The sequence below is a fragment of the Nostoc sp. LEGE 12454 genome, assembly GCF_056620565.1.
The window spans coordinates 86578-107644 of sequence record NZ_JBWQXL010000003.1 but is presented as its reverse complement, the minus strand read 5'-3'; the positions used below and the strand labels follow the sequence as shown (position 1 = coordinate 107644).

Here is a 21067-nt window from a genome sequence, read left to right as displayed (position 1 = left end):
AGCATCTGCGCAAGCTAGCACTCATAACTTTGGAAGATGCGGACATTGATTTATGGGGAAATGTTATAAATTTGGTATAAATAATCAACATATCTCCTTTTATGCCCAATGCTATATTTTCAATAGATATAAAAAAGGTTTGGCTCACCACCAAACCTATATAAATCCAGTGCATAACAATATCCCAAATTAATTTACTAATTATTATATTCATCGGGCATCTTCCTATAGGATGTGTGCAAATATGTTGAAACCTGATACATTTATTCAGTATTACTGAATACATAAAATATAAAATTAATCTACCGTAGCCTAATAATCAACAATAAAAAAGACGGGTTTAGCCCGCCTTCTGTATAATAAGTAAAAACATCTTGGTAATTTATGCAATATATCAAGCTACTCTAATTACAATCTGCCAAATCGCCAAAGACTTACCCATAAAACACAAATATTAATTTCTCTGTAATTGGATATTTTTATCAGCTATGAATTTTACAATCAACATAATTTAATAGTTACTCATGAACCTAAGTATCGTTGATGATAAATTGCAGATAGAATTTACATTTAAAGAGCAACTGCTAGCTGTTCGTTTGAATAAGCTTTGGGAAATATCACTAGCCCATATTCAACAAGTTACAACAGCTGATCCCCAAAGTAATTGGCGAGAATTGCGTGCCCCTGGTAGCTTTATTCCTGGAGTGGTTAAGGCTGGAACTTATTACACTAACCGGGGTAAAGAGTTTTGGTATGTGAATCGAGAGACAAATTATTTAACGATTGAATTGCTAGATGAATCCTACAAGCGGATTATCTTAACTATTGATAACAATGAGTCTTGGCAACAAAGACTTGTTCAGATCATTGCTGTATAGTTAGCCAATCAAAATAAGTCTCACAAGATTAAGTTGTACGACATTGCTTATTAGTATCAAGTTAAGCCAAAATACGGGATAAAATTTCGCTTTCACCTATAATTAATCATCTGGAAATGCTGGCTTTATTCTCTCCACCGCCAGTAACAGAGACCGCAGCCCTTTAGGCATTCCCAGTCTGCGACTGGGAATGAAGCAATCTTGCAAAGGTTTGTCTCGTTAGGCTTCTATCTTAATTTGGTGTTTGGTGTATTAACCACCAGCGACAGCTGGGACAATACTTACTTCGTCACCATCTTTCAGAGTTGTGTTTATACCATCTAAATGTCGGATATCTTCGCTATCGACGTAAAAATTTACAAATCGGCGTAGCTTACCTTGTTCATCGCACAACCGGGATTTAATGCCAGGAAAGCTTTGTTCTAAGGAATCTAGCAATTCAGCAATAGTGTTACCGCTGGATTCTAAAGTAGCTTGATTATTAGTAAAACTCTGAAGAGTCGTAGGAACTAAAACTTTTACAGCCATAGAAGTAAAAAGTGAAGAGTGGAGAGTTAGGAATAAAGTTAAGAGTAAAGAGTTATGAATATAAAAAACTCATAACTCATAACTCATAACTAAACGAGGACTTGTTGCCATTCCAAGCGATCGAGAGTACGCGATCGCTCTAGCGCACGTTCAAAACTATCGAGTTTCGCATCAATAGTCAAGGGTTCACCGACGTAGCCTTGGATTGCTTCTTGGGTTTTCAAACCATTGCCTGTGATGTAAATCACGGTAGTTTCATCTGGATCGATTTTGCCAGCTTCTACCAGTTTTTTCAGCACGGCCACGGTTGTACCGCCAGCCGTTTCTGTGAAGATGCCTTCGGTTTCTGCCAGCAGCTTGATGCCATCAATAATTTCGGCATCATTGACTGATTCAATGTTACCACCAGTCTTCTGAGCTAGCTCCACAGCATAAATACCGTCTGCTGGATTGCCGATCGCTAGCGATTTCGCAATTGTATTCGGTTTAACTGGTTTAATAAAGTCGCGTCCTTCTTTGAAGGCTTGGGCGATGGGCGAACAACCTTCAGCTTGAGCGCCGCTGAAACGGACGCTCTTGTTTTCTACTAAACCAACTTCGACAAATTCTTGGAAGCCTTTATAAATTTTTGTAAAGAGCGAACCAGATGCTAAAGGAGCAACAACATGATCGGGTAATTCCCAGCCTAGTTGTTCCGCAACTTCAAAACCTAGCGTCTTAGAACCTTCAGAGTAATAAGGACGCAGATTAATGTTGACAAAACCCCAACCATGTGTATTAGCGACTTCCGAACAAAGACGATTGACTTGATCGTAGTTGCCTTTGACGGCCATGAGAGTGGGACTGTAGATCAGGCTACCGATAATTTTCCCGGCTTCTAAATCTGCGGGAATGAACACACAGCAGTCTAAACCAGCATGAGCTGCGATCGCAGCTGTAGAATTTGCCAAATTACCAGTGCTAGCGCAAGAAACAGTAGTGAAACCTAACTCCCGCGCTCTGGATAGAGCGACTGACACCACCCGATCCTTAAAGCTCAGGGTGGGCATATTCACGGCATCATTTTTTATATAAAGCTTATTTAGACCCAGGCGGCGGGCAAGACGGTGAGAACGAACTAGGGGAGTCATACCAGTTCCCACATCTATAACATTGTCAGTTGCAACAGGCAAAAAGGGACGGTAGCGCCAAATTGAATTGGGCCCAGCTTGAATGGTTTCACGAGTGACAGTCAGACGTAAGGCATTGTAGTCATATTTGACTTCTAACGGGCCAAAACATAACTCACAAACATTACTGGCTTTGAGTTCATATTCCGCACCACATTCCTTACACTTCAAGGCTTGAAAGTAGGCAGTGCTGCTTTGGGTTTGGGTTTGGGTTTGGGTTTTGATTGCCTGAGTCATAAACTAGCTTTCCCTGTTTGTCTGTCACTTGTCGCCTGATACTAACACGAGCAAAAATACCAGTCAAACATACCCGACTAAAAATATCGGGTATGTTTGGTATTGAGAGGAATGATTCTTGTAAAACTTTAATACTAGTAATCTCCCTTTTTAGTATTTACACGTATATCATAAATGTTATGAAAAAATAAAATAGCTTTTATTGTGCAGTATTAACACTGAAAAGTGCTATGATTAAATCGCATTTTTTTATGACGAACTTGCATTTGTTGAAATTGCTATCCTATTTAAGCGATCTAAATCGCTTAGCTAACTTTCAATTTTTTTTATCTAAATAACTCTCCAGGGCAGTATGTATTTCTGATACCAAAGACTCAAAAACATTTTTATATATAAGTTTTAGTGTTTTTAGCATCTGAATCAACCCACTAAAATTGCTATGTGTGTTGCCACAATAAAGTTCATTTTCCAGCTTTGATGCACTCATTCACAGCTATAGAAGTTACTTATTTATACGGAAGACTTTTTTTGCTTTAAAAGCTACATTGCTATTTACATCTCTAACTAAGCAAAATACAGTAATAAATTACACATATTTGCGATTGCCAGCTTTGATTCTCAAGGGTAAGCGTAAAAAAACTAGACAAGTTATTTCTGGTTATTGTCTCAATATAATTTCCCAGGAGTGTCAATAATTCAACTCCTTAAATATGCATTCCCAAAACTTCAACGTTTTGGGCAGCCATAATCGGTAATTCCTTAAAGGGAATTGCCGAACTTTATCCTGTCTCAAAATCCGAGATACAAGTTCAGCAAACAAACTACTTATATGGTAAGTCGAAATCAATCCGTAAATAAGCAGCGTAAACTTTACCAATTTCTAGTAGCAACAGCATTATTAACTGGTAGCCTTTTCCAATTTCTCGCACCCGTATTAGCTGACGGAACGACTGCGGGTACATCTATCAGTAACACTGCAACAGCAACCTACGAAGATCCTAACAGCCCAGGGACAACTATAAATGCCACTTCCAACACTGTCGTTGTCACTGTAGCAGAGGTTGCTGGAATCACCGTCACAGGATCTGGAGTCACAGATAACAATGGCGGTAATGTTGCAGTTGGCGACTTGCTAATCTACACCTACACCTTGACCAACGTAGGTAATGACCCCACCAAATTCCACATTCCCAACCAAGCGACAACAACTGGGCCGGGTACAGTTTCTGGCACATTACCAAATGGTGGTACAGTTAATAGCCTGCAATATAGCACTGATGGTGGTCAAACTTGGATAAACGTCCCTCAAGGTGGCGTAGACACACCTTCTGTTCCGGTTAACGGTACTGTGTTAGTACGTGTGCCAGTAACTGTACAAGCTGGCGCTCAAACCAATGATGTCATTACTGTTACTCTTGGTAATACTCCTGGTGATGCTCAAAACCAACTGCGGAGTCCTGATGGTGGTGACGTATTCACGGTAGATAACCCCGATGGTAGTACTGGTGAGGTATCTGGCACACCAGTTAATGGTACACGGGAAGCTAGCGCCACCGAGCAAATTAAGGTTGGTTTAACGGTGAAGACCTATGCTTTAGCCACCATTCTGAAAATTCGCAGTGGCTATAACAATGCTGGCACAACTGCGATTACAGATGATAAATTGACCTACGATTTGAATTTGCGAGTTGAGTCCAACGATCCCACAGGACAGGGAATTACACCATCAGCTTTGACGGGTACAAGCATCAATGTTAATGGTGCTGCTGGTACTTATATCTTGGTTTCTGATGCGATTCCTGCGGGTACAGATTTAGCAGTAGCACCAACTGCACCTCCTGGTTGGCAAACTGTCTACACCACTAATCCAGTTACAACTAATGCTAATACAGCTAGTTGGACTACGACAGCACCACCCTTGGCCTCAGTCACTCGCGTTGGTTTTATCAATAATCCAGCGATTATTACTTCCATCGCTCCTGGTACAACGGTAAATGGCTTCTCGATTCAGCTAGCTGTTGAATCAACTGCAACTTCACCCTTAACCGTCGCTAACATTGCCCAATTATTTGGTCAAACACCCAGTAGCAATTTCCCAGTATACGACGATTCTGGCGACCAAAATCCCAGCAACTACGACGGTTCCCCAGGCAGTATGACACCTCCTACGGGTACAGATACCAATGGTGATGGTATTCCCGATACTCTACCACCTGCCAACGTTGATGATGGCTATATTAATACTCCAGCATCTCCAGAAACTGGAACTGACGCAGGTAATAACAACAGTGGTACTGGTACAGGTGGTGAGGCGAACGTCTTCACAGTGCAAGCGCCTATTGCTTCAGCGTTACTCAACGGGCCGCAAAATGCGCCGGACGCTACTGGTCCGTCAGGTGGAACCGACGACGACTTCACTAACAAATCCTCCCTTGTTCCTGCTGGTACAGCACCTGGTAGTACACTTGATCCACAATCAGTTGGCTTCACCAATACAGTTAAGAACAGTGGTACTGACTCAGGTGTTTTGAAGATAGAGCCAACGCCACCAGCGATTCCAGGAGATTTACCGAATAATACGAAGGTGACTATTACTTACGGTAGTCAGTCTGCTGTCTATACCTATAATAATGGAGCATTTACAACACCTGGTGCAGCAATTACAATACCCAACGTTGCTCCTGGTGCAAGTATCAACTATGGTGTGGAAGTTGATTTACCTCCAGGCACGCAGTTATCTACTGATATTAGTAAAGGCTTCCCAGTACCCATCATTGCTTCGATTGACAATTATACGACAGATACCAACAGTGATGGAATTAAGGATACCGGGAACGATAATATCTTTGATTCAACCAACACTACTATCGATCGCGTGTACACTGGCTTTTTGAAACTGCTGAAACAGTCACGAGTTTTACAAGGAACTGGGCCTGTAGTTCAGGGGAATGATGGCACATTCAGTATCGATCCGAAGAAGCCTGCACCAGGAAACATTATTGAGTACCAAATTCAATACACAAATATTTCCGATCCTCAATCTGGAACCGGGAATGTGATTTTGAATGCTAACAAAGTTGTGATTACTGAAGATGGTACGCAAAGCCCCAATAACTGGGCATTAGACAACGATGCCAGCGGTCAAATTGATACTAGCAACATTGTTGGTTCAGCTAAGGATTCTGGAACTGCAACCATCCAATTTTTCAGTGGTAATCCAGCTACTAACTCTGGCATCGACCAAACTGGAACTACGGCAAATACTGATGTTGCCAAGTATGTGGATACTGTCACTGGCACGATCGCACCGGGTATTCAAAGAACATTTACCTTCCAGCGCAAGGTGAACTAATTCGTTGGGATTGGGGACTTTGAAGTTTGCAGACTCTAGTACAGAAGAGTCTGCGAAGCATTTGACCTTATCCCCAACCCCAAACAGCAAGCAAATAGCAGAGTGACTTTTTCTTAGCAAAAGCTGGGAAAGATAAGTCAACAATTCACATTCTGGAATTTTTTTGAGGTTATTTATATGAAGCGTGTTTCTCTTGCAGGTTTAGGAGCATTCGCTCTCATTACTACAGTTCCATTTGTCGGTCAAATTCCGGGAATCGCAAATGTATGGCATTTAGAAAGTGCTGTTGCTCAGAATATCAAAACTCAAGGGCAAATTCAATTGCGTTTAGAAGCAGAAAAGCAAGTGGTGGCACAGGATCAGCAGGGTAAGCAAAGCCAGAAATGGGAACCTTTGAAAGGTCAAGTTGTGGTGCGACCAGGAGATGTATTGCGATATACCTTGAGTGGCGAAAATCAGAGCGATCGCCCAGTGAAGAATTTGACTTTTAATCAACCTATTCCCAAAGGAATGGTATACGTACTGAATTCTACCAATGTCGCCAAAAATGCAAAAGTGATTTACAGCATTGATGGTGGGCGTAGCTTCGTCGAAAATCCCACTGTTAAAGTTACTCTTCCTGGCGGCAAAGTGGAAACTAAACCAGCGCCAGCCACTGCTTACACTCATATCCGTTTACAGATTCCATCACTTGCAGCGAAGACAACGGTCAAGGCAACTTATCAAACCCAAGTGCGCTGATTAACACGCCGCCTTGCTAACTCGGAAAAGAGCCGCAATCAAGAATATTTTTAGATTCCATCTGGAAACGAGATTTTAAAAGAGTTTTAGCTTAACTGGATTTTCCCAAATAAATAAGTGCTTTTATTAACAACAAGCTTGACATTTCAGAGGAGATGTGGTAAGTGAGCCATCCTCAAAACCAAAAGCAAATTACTTCTAGCGGTAGCTGGTGGCGACGGTTAACAGCTACTGTTCTTCTGGGAAGTTTTTTGCATACTACTATATCTATGCCAGCGATCGCGCAACAGACTAACAATCTGGTTGCGTCTTTGCCATTAATAAATCAAGCTACTTATACTTATACAGATTCTGCTAGCAATTATCAATATCAAGGAAGTTCTGAGCAAATCAATGTTAGTCCTATACCCTTACTCGATCCATTAGGACGAATTTTAGGTTGCGCTGGCACAATTTTACCTGACTATACAGGTTTTTCAGTTGGGGTATACGAACCAAACTCTAGCGATCCAACAGGGACAGAATTGGGCAGCTTGGTTGCTTTGACTCGAACAGAGTTACCAGATATTCCTAATAACAACGTTCCTGGTGGAAAATCGCCAAATACCGAGAATAGTAATCCCTACTTCGTTACGAATAACCCTGCGGGTGTCTACAACTTCCTACTCGATCCGAATAAGGGTCAAACCGATCCAGGTAGAACCTACATTTTTGTAGTTAATCCACCACCAAATTCTATCTATAGACAGCGGCGGGTCAAGATTGAAATCCTTGCTAACAATGGCACACAAGGTAATGGTGTTGTACGATATGTCGCTAGTTCTCTGGATGGTCAACCAATCAGTCTTACAGGCGAAACCAGGATAGAGCAAACAGTTGTTTTAGTTCCCAATGCAGAAACAGTGGGACTAGATTTATTAGCCTTTGAATTCACCACAAATTTGTGTCAAGCCAATCAGTTACAGATTATCAAAACAGGCGATCGCGCTACTGCTGAACCTGGAGATACGGTAATCTACCGCCTGTCGGTAAAAAATCTTGCTGATGCTGGTTTGAGTAATATATTTGTCACCGACGACCTACCTTTAGGATTCCAATTTTTACCGAAATCTGTGCAAGGAGAGCTAGATGGTCAACCAGTCGCGATCGCTTCAGAACGCAACGGTAACACAGTGACATTCCGCACAGACGTAACAATTTCCTCAGAGAAAGTCTTGAATATTGCCTACGCTGCTCAATTAACAGCTGATGCGCTGCGTGGTACTGGTCGCAACACTGCGATCGTTAATGCTCAACGAGCTGATAACCGTTTTAGTACTAAGGATGGCCCAGCAACTCACCAATTGAAAATTCGTCCAGGAATCGTTTCTGACTGCGGCACGATTATCGGTCGGGTGTTTGTTGATAAAAACTTTGACGGGGAACAACAGCGTGGTGAGCCTGGAGTACCCAATGCAGTGATTTTTCTGGAGGATGGAAACCGCATCACTACAGATCCTAATGGTTTGTTCTCCTTAGCTAATGCCTTACCTGGCTACCACACAGGTGTACTTGACCTTAGCAGTGTAGCGGGTTACACCCTAGCTCGTAACGAAAAATTCCGCGAACGAAATAGCCAATCTCGCTTGGTGCATTTAGAGCCTGGTGGCTTAGTACGCATGAACTTCGGTGTCACCCCCACATTTCAGGAGCCAGTCAAGAAATGAAAACCAGACTGCACTGTAAAACTACATTTAACCTGAGATTGATGGGGGTGATGCCAGTAGCTCTCTGCCTTGTTTTGTACCCTACAATTGTCAAAGCAGAAATCACTAGTGAAAAACTCCTTTTCTCTGATTCCCCTTTGCAAGCAGAAAAGGGTATTAAAGATCCTGATTTTTCAGCGCATCTGGAAAACCTCTCTTCTTCTAAGGGAGAGGCTTTGAATTCTCCACCTCTCGAATTTGCCTCAACTTCTTCAGCATCGATCCCTAAAATTTCAAATGTCCAGCCAAGCGAAACAGAAATACAACTATTTCAACCAAAAACTTCTGTAGATTTGTCCAGAGACTTAGGCAAAATAGCAGAAATAGAGGACAAGAACGACGAACGCAAAAATACTGAAATACTATTTCATGCTTCTCCAACAGAAATACAACTATTTCAACCAGCAACTTCTGTAGGTTTGCCTAGAGGATTAGGCAAAATTGCAGGAGTCGAGGACGCGGGGACAAGGGGACAAGGGGTAAATGAAAATCTTCCCGTATCCCCCACAGTCCCTATCTCTACAGCAATCAAAATCCTGACTCCGACGGCTGACAGTGTTGTAGACGTACAAGCTAGCACCGTAATTGTGCAGTTTCCTGCTGGTAGTCAAGTGGAATTGCGGGTCAATGGTGCGTTGGTCGATCCTTCTTTAGTGGGACGGACGGAAACTGATGCTACCACCAATTTAATAACGCAGACATGGTATGGTGTCTCGTTAAAAGAAGGTGCAAACACCATCTCTGCACAAGTTGTTGGAGGAACAGAACCCCCTGTAACAGTGCAAGTCGCAGTTCGGGGAGCGCCGCAGCAATTAACTGTAGAAACAGTTGAGTCTCGTATCCCGGCGGATGGACGTTCTACGGCTACAATCCGGGGTCAACTCATTGATGCAAGTGGCAATCGCTCGAATCGTGATGCTGTTGTCACCCTCATACCCACTGCTGGGGAGTTGGTCGGGAAAGACTTCAAGCCTGATGAACCCGGATTTCAAGTGGAGGCGAAAGCGGGGCAATTTACAGCGACGTTACGATCGCAACTGAAGGCTGAAACTGTCACAATTCGCGCGATCGCTAATGATTTAGAAGCCTTCACTCAACTACAATTTGAAACGGCACTGCGTCCGAGTTTAGTTACTGGAGTCATAGATTTACGTTTGGGTGCTAGAGGTACAAATTATTACGGCAGTTTCCGTGATTTCCTCCCTCCTGACAAAAATAACGGAACCCAATTAGATTTCCATTCAGCGATATTTGCCACTGGTGCGATCGGAGAATGGTTATTTACAGGCGCATACAACAGTTCTCGTAGTCTCAATGAAGATTGCAACTGCGATAATCGCCTGTTTAGAACTTACCAATTCAGCGAACAAAACTATCCTGTTTACGGCGATAGCTCGAAAGTTGATGTAGTTGCTCCTTCGATTGACAGTGTATTTTTGCGTTTTGAGCGTTCAGCTCGTACCCCTGGCTCCGATCCTGATTATGCTATGTGGGGTGACTATAATACAGAAGAATTTGCGCGGCGATCGCAGCAATTTACTTCTATCACCCGTCAACTCCACGGTTTTAAAGCTAATTACAACTTAGGAAACCTACAAATTACAGGTTTCTATGGCGACCACTTAGAAGGGTTTCAACGAGACACCATTGCTCCCGATGGTACTAGTGGCTATTACTTCCTCTCTCGCAGACTATTACAAGCAGGTAGTGAAAATGTCTTTATCGAGTTAGAAGAACTCAATCGTCCTGGGACTGTATTAGAACGCAAACAGCTTAACCGAGGCCCAGACTACGAAATCGACTACGATCGCGGTACTTTATTATTCCGCGAACCGATTCTTCGTACCGATATCGATCGAACCGGACAAGTGTTGGTACGTCGGATTGTTGTTAGCTATCAATATGACAGCGAAGACTCTGACGGGAGCATCTATGCTGGTCGTTTGCAATATAATCTTTCCCGCAAACTTAACCAGGAAAGTTGGATAGGGGCAACTTACGTTCAAGAAAATCATGGGGTGCGCGACTTTCAACTCTATGGCGCAGATGCGCTGATTGCTTTGGGTGACAACGGTAAGTTAATCGCAGAATATGCCCATTCCACAAATGATTCTGATGTTGTGGGAAAGGTCAGAGGTGATGCTTACCGTTTAGAAGCTGAAGGAAAGATTGCTAATGGGATTCAAGGTCGTGCCTATTATCGCTTTGCTGATACGGGTTTTGCCAATAATGCCACTATCAGCTTTGTCCCAGGACAAACCCGTTATGGAGCGCAGGTTACAGCTAAACTCACCTCAACTACCAACGTCAGAGCGCAATACGACCACGAAGACAATTTTGGGATTGCTCCCCAACCCCTAGACACCTTTGAAGAATTGTTTGCACCGCGTTATGAGGCAATACCTGGTAGCAAGGTTGATAATTCGCTGACGACGATTTCTGCTGGGATTCAACAACGTCTGGGTAGCGCCACTATCGATCTGGATTGGATTCATCGTCGTCGGGAAGACCGTATCCCCGACAGTAGCTTGAGTAGTAATTCTAATCAACTGCGATCGCGTTTTTCAGTTCCTCTAGCTAAAAACCTGACCTTCCAAGCCCAAAATGAACTCAGCTTATCTTCCCAAAAAGATACTGTTTACCCAGACCGTACCATTTTGGGGTTGAATTGGGCGGTAATTCCTGGTGTCAGCGTTAGTCTAGCCCAACAGTATTACAGTAGTGGTCAATATTCGGGTAATTCCATCACCAGCTTAAGTGTCAACGGCGAACACAAACTCGGTTCGGATACTACCTTGACTGGTCGTTACTCAATTTTGGGTGGTGCTAACGAAATGACTACCCAAGGTGCAATTGGTATAAATAACCGTTGGACTATTGCTTCGGGATTGCGGCTGAATGTTGCTTACGAACACGTATTTGGCAACTTCTTCGGACGCACGGCGGCAGGTCAACAATATGCCCAACCTTATGCCTTTGGTCAATCAGCATCTGCGATCGGATTTGATGGTGGCGATAGCTACAGTGTCGGGCTGGAATATAGTGATAATCCGCAATTTCAAGCCAGCGTCCGTTATGAACATCGTTCTTCTTCTGGTGGTAGTAATACAGTAATTACCGCAGGTGCTGCGGGTAAAATTTCTCCGGCTCTCACAGCTTTGGTACGTTATCAACAAGCCGGTTCTTCCAATCAAAAGCTTTCAGGATTGGGAGATACCGCTAACCTCAAGCTTGGTTTAGCCTACCGCGACCCCAATAGCGATAAATTTAATGCTTTATTGCGTTATGAATATCGCCAAAATCCATCAACCATCCCTGAGACTATCCTGTTAGGAAGTGGTACGGGTTCTCAAGACCATACCTTTGCTTTAGAAGCGATTTACGCTCCTAATTGGCAATGGGAATTCTACGGGAAGTATGCGTTGCGTAACAGTACCTCTTACATAGCTAACGATTTAGCCGGTACTAGCACAGTAAATCTGGCCCAAGTACGCGCTACCTATCGTTTGGGATATAGCTGGGATTTGGTGGGTGAGGCTCGTGTAATTAGTCAGTCTAGCTACAGTGAGACAGGCTTTGTTCTGGAAACAGGCTACTACCTCACGCCTAACCTGCGCGTTTCGGCTGGTTACGTCTTTGGTAAAGTTGATGACCGAGATTTTTCAGGAACACGTTCTGCGGGAGGCGCGTATTTAGGGTTTACGGTTAAGCTCAACGAATTGTTTGACGGCTTTGGACAACAAAAACCTGTAGCGCGCCAGCCACAGGAATCGGCGATGAAAACTTTGGTCGGTAAACTCAAGGCTGCAATCAGGGGGATGCAAAGGCGTGAAATATAAAAGGGTTATTTGATGTAAAGACGTTGCAATGAACCTCTCTTACGAATTTAACCCTTCCCTGTGGGAATACTATTGTCGTAACGATTTTTATCCGCTTTGAACCTAGTGCAAAAACGTTTTAATTTTAATTCTGGTATTTGTATATTTATAAACTCAATATCATTACTTACATATTATGTATTTTTATTGGAAATAAATGATGAAATATTTACTTAATAAATTAAGAGCGATCGCCACAGTAAATATTGATGAAAATGATAAATTTTCTCTGACTGTCGATAACCCAGTCAAAAAAACTATGGAAAAGCCATTAACAAGTAGACGCCAAAAACTATGGCTCAGTAGCTTGGGCTTTTTTTTGTGTATTTTAGGAAATAATATCCAACCTAGCTTGGCTGAAGGCAGCAAAGAGTTAGTTTCTGATGGCGGATACAGACCTTACCTGGAATGGTCAGATTTATTACTGGCAGGTATTGTTCGGAAAACTATACTCAAAGTTTATGTTCAACAAGGAGAAACAGTTAATCTTGGCTCTAGCGTGCATACTAGCTTTTCAGACCCACAAGATATTGTTTACCGCAGTCCCTTTGGTACTCAAAATGGCTCTTGTAATGTTCTAAATTCTGGTTTTGGTTTGATTGACACCCTTGCCAAAGAAGCGGTCGGCCCTTTACCTAATGCTGGTGGCTATACCCCTTGTACTTTCGTCGCTACAGAAACAGGTATTTACGAAGTTGAATTTCATTCTCCAGATACAAGTGGTGCAAGCAATCCGCCACCAAGAACGACATTAACGGCATTTCCTACAGATATTAACCAACGTTCGGGGGTAGCTGCTTGGGATATCACAGTTCGAGATAGTAACGGTGTTGCCAAAAAAGGGCGAGTATTTACCAACTATATTGCTATGAATATGGGGGCAAATGCCAGTAGTAGTAATCCCGTAGCACTCAATTCTAAGCTTTATATTCAAACCAAAGATGGGTATCGTTATGAAACTGACATGAATGGAGTCGATCCCTTTGGCTTTATCTTTTTTGCTAATAATCGGGGATATCTTGATAAAACAAATAACAGCACTGTCTACCATTCTGCTGGCGGCGCTACTAATAATAATTTGATCTTTAGCGGCAATGTGCGAGTCCAAGACCCAAGTGTTGCTGATACATCAACAGATATTACCCACTTAGTTTTCTTCAATCGACCCGACACCACAACCCTTAATGCTTTGAGTATTCCTATAGCAGCGACGATTCCCACAGTACCGACTTCGTTTAAATTCACTGGGGGTAATGGAGGTAGTGGAAACCAAACGTCTGTAGGTGTGGGAGGCAATTTTAGTTTCAGCGCTATCTCAACTGGTAGCTATCAAATAATTATTGACACCAACAATGATGGCATTTTTGACCCTAGTAGCGATAGAGTACTACAAAATGTGCTATCTGTTGGCTCAAATGTGGTGCTTTGGAATGGAAAGGATGCAAGTGGGACAAATCTCCAACCTCTAGCAGGAAATGCACCATACAATGCCATAATCACAACACGTTCGGGTGAATATCACTTTCCCATGTTGGATGCTGAGAATAATCCGCTGGGGTTTAAAATCACAATGGAAAATCCTCCTGCTGGTTTTCCTACCCTTGTAGATCAAAATGGCCAGCAGATTGGATCGACTACCATTTATTACAACGACAACAATTATACTACTGCCAATGGTACGGCGATTAACTTAAATGGTACGGGAGCTACTAACCCGCGTAATGCTGCTAGAGGGATTAATAGTGCGTTAGGAGAGCATGAATTTAGTAGTAATTATGGTGACTTTAAGGGAATAGATACTTGGACATATTTTCCAAGTCAAGCAATCCTTACTCCCTTGGTAATTACTACTAACACTCAAGCAAATGTTATAGGAACAAAATCTGTTCGTTTCCTCGCAGACAATGATAGTAGTGGAACAGTGACTGTAGGCGATCGCATCGAATATACCATTACTTACTCCAACCTGAATCCAGGTAATAGCGATGCAATTAACTTTGCTATTAACGACTCATTACCCTCACAATTAACCTTTGTGAGTGCGGCAATTAGTGCTGCAACTTCAGGAAATAATATCACAATCAATCCCAGTTACAACGGTACTAGTGTTGTTGCTGTGACAAATTCTGGAACTCTCCGTGTAGGTGATACAATTACCATTAAAATTACTGCCACGATTAATAATGCCAATAGCGGTAATCCAATTAGTAATCAAGCAAATGCTACTTTTAACACACCTGATAATCCTACAGGAACTGTTGGCACAGTGTTCACAGATGCAGACTCTGCTGGTGCTACTAATAATCCACCTACTCTTGGTAATTCGTTCTTGCAAATTACTGATAATGGTGTAAATACTGGTAATAATCCTGCCAGTACGGCAGATGATGACCCCACTTTATTTACAGTATTAAATATTAGTTCTAATCCTAAGTTGTTGTTAATTAAACGCATCACCCGCCTCAACAACCAAGATTTAACTGATATTGTGGATGGTCGCAGTGACGTTGCTACTAATGCCAGTAACTATGTACCAGAACCTTATGCTACTGATGATAGCGATCCTAAATGGCCTGTTGGCTACTTGCGAGGATTAATTAATGCTGGCACTGTCAAACCGGGAGATGAATTGGAATACACTATATATTTTCTTTCCAATGGTCTTGGTAATGCAACTAATGTGAAATTCTGCGACTTAGTTCCAACTAATGTTAGTTTGATTCCTACTGCTTTTAATGGTATGACTCCTAGTGATGGTGGCTTACCAGGAGCAGATCGAGGAATTGCCCTAGCTATTGGTTCTACTACACCTACGCTTTATCTCACTAATGTAGGAGATAGCGATCGCGGGCATTTTTATACAATTAATGAATCAGGTACACCATCATACTGCGGTACTAACACCAATGGAGCAGTAGTGGTCAATATTACAGTCCCAAGTTTTCCTAATCTACCCGCAGCCACGGGATCTGGCACACCAGCTAATTCTTATGGTTTTGTCCGCTTCCGCGCTAAGGTGAAATAGTTTTAACCACGGCTAACTAGTGGAATTAAGGCGATTAGGAGAGTTTCGGCTTTACGGTAAGATGCGATCGCAGTTTTATAAAAATATCTTTTGAATAATCCGAAAAGCAGTAACTTCAGTTTGGAGATTCAGCATATACCTACAAATAAGTCATGGTAAATATGAATCTAAAACTGAGATTTAAACCAGTTTCTCACAGTTGGGTTGCTTTACATCCAAAGCCTAAAGGGGTAATTCAATTTATTGCTGGGGCTTTCTTTGGTACATTTGGCCCTATGCTTTTTTATCGTTACCTGCTTCAATCTCTATTTGAGCAGGGATATACAATTATTCTTTTGCCATTTAATTTTACTTTTAACCATTATGTAGAAGCTGGTTTTCTCATGAGAGAACAGTATGAAATTCTGCCAGAGCTTGTGAAAATGGCAAGTGTTGCAGGATATGATTATGAAGCCTATCTAGATGATAAAAACTTTTCTTGGATTGGACATAGCCTTGGCTGTAAATATATCTCGCTGTTAGAAGGATTTACTGCTCTACCTCCAGATGCTCAAGATAGAGAACAGTTTATTCGGAAGCTACTATTTAAAACTTCCGATGAGTCACAGATAGAAAGTGTAATTGCAGACATTAATATTCTCTTTGATGAACTAACGCGAAAAAGGGATGAAGTTAAAAAATTAATTTATACTTATGTGCATAAGGACATCAACATTAACAGTGTCTTCATTAAAGGACAGGTTTCTATCCTATTAGCACCTGCCATTGCTGACACAGGGAGTGCAATTCGTCCTCAATTTTTAGCGGATATCATCGACAATCTTGGTTGGGGTGTGAAACCAACTGTTGAAGAAACTCAGTATTTAATCAAGGATAGTGGGCTATTTAATATCATGGGTTTAGTCTGTTTCAAATCAGACAATATTGCTAAATCAACTTGTGAATGGTTTACTAATATTCTGCAAAAGCCACCGCAAGATTTTCGGAAAACTGTAGCAGGTGGACATTTAACACCTTTAGGTATTCAGCTAGCTAAATATGTCGTTAATCTTTTTGATAAACCATTAATTGAATCAGTTCAAGAGCGAAACAAAGCATTTGAGCATAATGTAATTCAATTGCTTGAAGAACTGAAAGAAAAATCAAGATAATGGGCATTGGGCACAAGAGGCAGACAGGAAAAACTTACTACAACTTCTCCCCTGCTCCTCTGCTCCTCTGCTCCCCACTCCTCACCGTTTAACCCTTTTTCATGACAATCCCAACTCTTCTGGAAAACCGAGCATGATGTTTAGGTTTTGGACTGCGGCTCCTGATGCGCCTTTACCCAGGTTGTCAAGACGAGCAACTAACAAGACTTCTTTGGTGGTGTCATTGGCAAATACAAAAACCTGAACAATATTAGTACCGTTCAGTGCGATCGCATCCAGAAATGTTCCGTCTCTGAGCAGTGTAGAATCTTGGAATGGAGCAACCTGCACGAACTTTTCACTTTGGTAATAGTCAGCGATCGCTTCATAGATAACCTTACCTGATGGTGGATTATCTAAACTTCCCAGTGGCAAAGGTATCTGTACTAGCATCCCCTGCTCAAAATCTCCCACTGCGGGTACGAATAGCGGCGGCAATGCTAACCCTGAATAATGTTGCATTTCTTTGACATGCTTATGCCCAAACTGCAAACCGTAGATGCCATAAGGGTAGAGTGATTCTGCCCCGGCTTGCTGTTCGTGGAAGGTATCATATTGTTTAATAAGATTCTTTCCGCCACCAGAGTAACCTGACACTGCATTAACGGTGATGGGAAAGTTACTGTTCAGGAGTCCTTTAGCAATCAACGGACGAATACAAGCTAAAAATCCTGTGGGATAACAGCCCGGATTGCTGACAAACTGGGCGCTGGCGATTTTCTCTCGCTGTCCTGGATTTAGTTCAGGAAAGCCATATACCCAGTCTTTAGCGGTGCGATGGGCAGTACTAGCATCAAGGATCTTAACTCTAGTATTACTAACTAAGCTAACAGCTTCGCGGGCTGCATCATCAGGCAGGCAAAGAATGATAACATCAACAGCATTGATTAGTTTGGTTCGCTCAGTTGCATCTTTACGTTTAGATGCTTCAATGCTAACTAACTCGATGTCATCCCGTTGGTTCAGGCGTGAGTAAATTTGTAAGCCTGTGGTTCCCGATTCCCCATCAATGAAAATTTTCGGTTTAGTAGTCATACGCTTCTTATATGTGAGTGATATTTTAACTGATTAATACTTACTTTACTTCTGCTAAATAGATATATCCAGAAACCTTGTAGAGATTTATCAGTACGATGTCTCTACTTTTTCACCAGCTATCTAATGAATTATAAAAGTAAGAGTTATTTTAACGATCAATTTTGGAATGAAATTAACCTGCTTTCATCATCCACACCAAAAAGCTCAGAATTAGTTCCACAGTATTCAGGTGAAAATCTTGTTTCACTCAGTCAATATTAAATTGACTGTAGAGCATGATAAATCAATATTCCATCAATTTGCTTAATTGTAATAGATGATTATTTGTTTCTTTGCCTTCCCCTTTTCATAACTAGGAATTTTTGCTTTAACTCGTTTTTGGATGGGCTACTCCTCCCAAGCCAGAGTACGTTTCACTGCCTTTTGCCAAGTACCAAAGTTGGACAAGGGGAAATCGCTCCTTGGCTCAAACACACGCTCAATTTTCCGTTGTTCCACCAGTGCTTCATAGCTCTCCCAAAATCCTACAGCTAAACCTGCCGCAAATGCTGCACCCTGAACGGTCGTATCGCGGATTATCGGACGTTCAACTGGAATACCTAATACATCAGCCTGAAACTGCATCAGAAAATTGTTTTCACAAGCACCACCATCTACGGTTAATCGCCCAACTGGAGTACTGCAAGATGAATTTATCGCCTGCACCACTTCCAAAACTTGATAGGCGATCGCTTCCAACACGGCGCGAACTAGATGCTCTGGTTGTACGCTAGCAGTAATGCCGAAAAAGGCTCCCCTGGCACTCATATCCCAGTAGGGTGCGCCCAGTCCGCTAAATGCTGGCACAAAATAGACTCCGCCATTATCTTTTACCTGATTGGCCATCGCTTCAGTTTCAGCAGCAGTTTTAATCAACTTCAGGCGATCGCGCAACCATTGAATACAAGCTCCACTAGTAAACATACTGCCTTCTAGGGCATAGCCGACATCTAAAGTATCGCTGGTATTTGCTTGTGTCCATGCCACTGTCGAAATGAGTTGATGGTGCGATCGCACAATTTTCGATCCTGTGTGAGCTACTAAAAAGCTACCAGTACCATAAGTACATTTCATCAAACCGGGGCGATCGCAGCCATGACCAAATAGAGCCGCTTGCTGATCTCCCAAGATGGCAGTAATCGGAATTTCAGTACCCAACAAAGTCGCATCAGTGACTCCAAATACTCCTAAACTCGGCTGAATCTGGGGCAAAATGTGCGCTGGAATTTGCAACAGATCCAGTAAAGTCTCATCCCACTCACAGGTTTTGAGATTCATCAACATTGTACGGCTGGCGTTGCTGTGGTCAGTGGCGTGGACTTTTCTACCTGTGAGGTTCCACAACACCCAGGTATCAATAGTACCTGCTAAAACATTATTCAGGTCAATATCAGTAACATTGTCTAATAGCCATCGGAGTTTGGTAGCAGAAAAGTAAGCATCAATGATTAATCCGGTGCGATCGTAAATTTCATCAGCGTAACCTTGCTCTTGTAACTGGTGGCAAAGGGGAGCAGTGCGGCGATCTTGCCAGACGATCGCTCTATGGAGTGGTTTACCAGTAGTTTTGTCCCAAATCAAACAGGTTTCGCGCTGTACAGTTAGTCCCAAGGCTGCGATCGCTGATGGTGCAATCTGGGCATTTTCAATTGCGGTTTGCATTACCCAACAGGTATCCTGCCAGATTTGTTGAGGGTCATGTTCTAACCATCCTGGCTGAGGATAATACTGAGTTAATTCTTTATATGCCTGCCCAACAATCTTGCCGTCTGCGTTAAATACAAAGGCGCGGTTGCCTGTCGTACCTAAATCCAGTGCTAAAATGTAGCCCGATGATGGAGTTTTTTTCCCAAGTGTGTGCATAGCCGCTTTAAATGTTGCGTAGGCGTAGCCCAACCTAGACATCCCGATTTTAGCAATACGCCTTCAATCACATATACATTATTTTGGGTACATTTTGAATTTCTTGTTTGGATAGCGTTACGTCTCTGTAAGTTTAAAAAGGCTACAATTTTACGCGAAGTTGTACTTAGCACAATGGGTATTGATTTCCGCTTCAAATCCCAGACCTTCACAACGTTGCAAGAGGCTGTGAATTTTAATTATGTGTAAGTATATCGACACAGTAAATCATTATCAAAATGCTGCGATCGCAGGAATATTACACACAAATTAATACAAGTTTTAGTATTAAATTTATGTGGCAATATACAAAGTGTCACTTTATTCAAGTCTGATTATGATACTTATGTTTTATAGTTTGCATATAAAAATTAATAGTAAAACCAATACAGTTTGGTTAAGGTTTTTTGATGAAAATTCTAGATTGCAAAGACGCAAATCCTCCTCTCTCAAAAGACTAATTATTGTAGAGACGGCGATTCATCGCGTCTTTTACTTAACCGAACAGTATTGAGAGTAAACCTCGTTAATATAGATTTTATTACAAGTAATCATCTTAGCTTGATATAAAAACTATGGATTTAAAACTAGGTATGGTTTAAAAGTTAAAGCCATCGAAATACAATAAAACTTTCCCATGTTAAAAGCTAACCAAAATCAAAATGCACTACTAGCTCTGTTGTTACTTGTGCCAGTTCCGAGTATTGGTATTGCAACTCAATTATATATACTCCCTGGCTTTCAAGGACATTTAGTAGCTTTATTAGCTAAAATATGGTTGTTGGTACTACCCATAATTTGGTTATTATTTATTGATAAAGAGAATTTAAAACTTGAATATCCTAAAAGACGCGATTTATTAGCCGGAGTCGGATTAGGACTATTAATGCTAGGCATCATCTTGATTGTTTATTGGCTGCTGGGCGCAAAATGGATAGACGTTGAATATGTTCGCGATCGCGCAATACAAGTTGGATTGAACAATTTTTTGATTTATTTAATAGGTGCAGTGTATTGGATATTTGTTAACTCTTTACTTGAGGAATTTGTCTGGCGTTGGTTTGTTTATCGTAAATGTGAAATTTTAGTATCAAGTCCTTTAGCTGTAGTACTGTCTGCACTATTTTTTACGATTCATCATGTTGTTGGTTTAGCAGCTTACTTCGATTGGCGTGCGACAACATTATGCTCATTGGGAGTGTTTATAGCAGGGGCGGTTTGGTCATGGTGCTACTTAAATTATTGCTCGATTTGGCCTGGATACATCAGCCATATTTTTGCAGATATAGCAATTTTCCTAATTGGCTGGCAACTGATCTTTGCTTAACAAAAATGTAATCAATCT

12 protein-coding genes are annotated in these 21067 nt (G+C 41.8%); 8 read left to right on the top strand and 4 right to left on the bottom strand.

The window, feature by feature from the left end:
* Positions 1-524: 524 nt before the first annotated feature.
* Complete coding sequence (locus AC1F2U_RS04520) at positions 525-878, top strand: hypothetical protein (protein WP_480260027.1); 354 nt, start codon at positions 525-527, stop codon at positions 876-878.
* A 252-nt stretch (positions 879-1130) separates the two neighbouring features.
* Here AC1F2U_RS04520 and AC1F2U_RS04515 read toward each other — a convergent pair whose 3' ends face one another.
* Positions 1131-1406, bottom strand: a complete 276-nt coding sequence (locus AC1F2U_RS04515; protein WP_289795521.1) for a ubiquitin-like small modifier protein 1 — start codon at positions 1404-1406, stop codon at positions 1131-1133.
* Positions 1407-1495: 89 nt separating this feature from the next.
* Positions 1496-2812, bottom strand: coding sequence for a threonine synthase (gene thrC / locus AC1F2U_RS04510; protein WP_480260026.1), 1317 nt, complete (start codon positions 2810-2812; stop codon positions 1496-1498).
* 829 nt (positions 2813-3641) lie between these two features.
* Here thrC and AC1F2U_RS04505 point away from each other — a divergent pair.
* The 6 genes from AC1F2U_RS04505 (at position 3642) to AC1F2U_RS04480 (ending at position 16704) form a co-directional block, all read left to right on the top strand.
* Positions 3642-6164: a beta strand repeat-containing protein gene (locus tag AC1F2U_RS04505; protein ID WP_480260025.1), complete on the top strand. Its 2523-nt coding sequence runs from the start codon at positions 3642-3644 to the stop codon at positions 6162-6164.
* A gap of 177 nt (positions 6165-6341) precedes the next feature.
* A complete protein-coding gene (locus AC1F2U_RS04500; protein ID WP_480260024.1) occupies positions 6342-6905 on the top strand; it encodes a hypothetical protein in 564 nt (187 codons plus the stop codon).
* Positions 6906-7174: 269 nt separating this feature from the next.
* A complete protein-coding gene (locus tag AC1F2U_RS04495) occupies positions 7175-8611 on the top strand; it encodes a hypothetical protein (protein ID WP_480260178.1) in 1437 nt (478 codons plus the stop codon).
* A complete protein-coding gene (locus AC1F2U_RS04490) occupies positions 8608-12489 on the top strand; it encodes an Ig-like domain-containing protein (RefSeq protein WP_480260023.1) in 3882 nt (1293 codons plus the stop codon). Before AC1F2U_RS04495 ends, AC1F2U_RS04490 begins: the two co-directional genes overlap by 4 nt.
* Before the next feature lie 196 nt (positions 12490-12685).
* Positions 12686-15553, top strand: a complete 2868-nt coding sequence (locus tag AC1F2U_RS04485) for a hypothetical protein (protein WP_480260022.1) — start codon at positions 12686-12688, stop codon at positions 15551-15553.
* A 161-nt stretch (positions 15554-15714) separates the two neighbouring features.
* Positions 15715-16704 (top strand): DUF1350 family protein, encoded by a 990-nt coding sequence (locus AC1F2U_RS04480; protein ID WP_480260021.1) that lies wholly within the window; start codon positions 15715-15717, stop codon positions 16702-16704.
* A gap of 99 nt (positions 16705-16803) precedes the next feature.
* Here AC1F2U_RS04480 and argC read toward each other — a convergent pair whose 3' ends face one another.
* Together argC and glpK are read right to left on the bottom strand one after the other, a co-directional pair.
* A complete protein-coding gene (gene argC, locus AC1F2U_RS04475) occupies positions 16804-17778 on the bottom strand; it encodes an N-acetyl-gamma-glutamyl-phosphate reductase (protein ID WP_334900252.1) in 975 nt (324 codons plus the stop codon).
* A gap of 390 nt (positions 17779-18168) precedes the next feature.
* Complete coding sequence (gene glpK / locus AC1F2U_RS04470) at positions 18169-19683, bottom strand: glycerol kinase GlpK (protein ID WP_480260177.1); 1515 nt, start codon at positions 19681-19683, stop codon at positions 18169-18171.
* 676 nt (positions 19684-20359) lie between these two features.
* Between glpK and AC1F2U_RS04465 the strand changes: the two genes are divergently transcribed.
* Positions 20360-21049 (top strand): CPBP family intramembrane glutamic endopeptidase, encoded by a 690-nt coding sequence (locus tag AC1F2U_RS04465; RefSeq protein WP_480260020.1) that lies wholly within the window; start codon positions 20360-20362, stop codon positions 21047-21049.
* Positions 21050-21067: the final 18 nt, after the last annotated feature.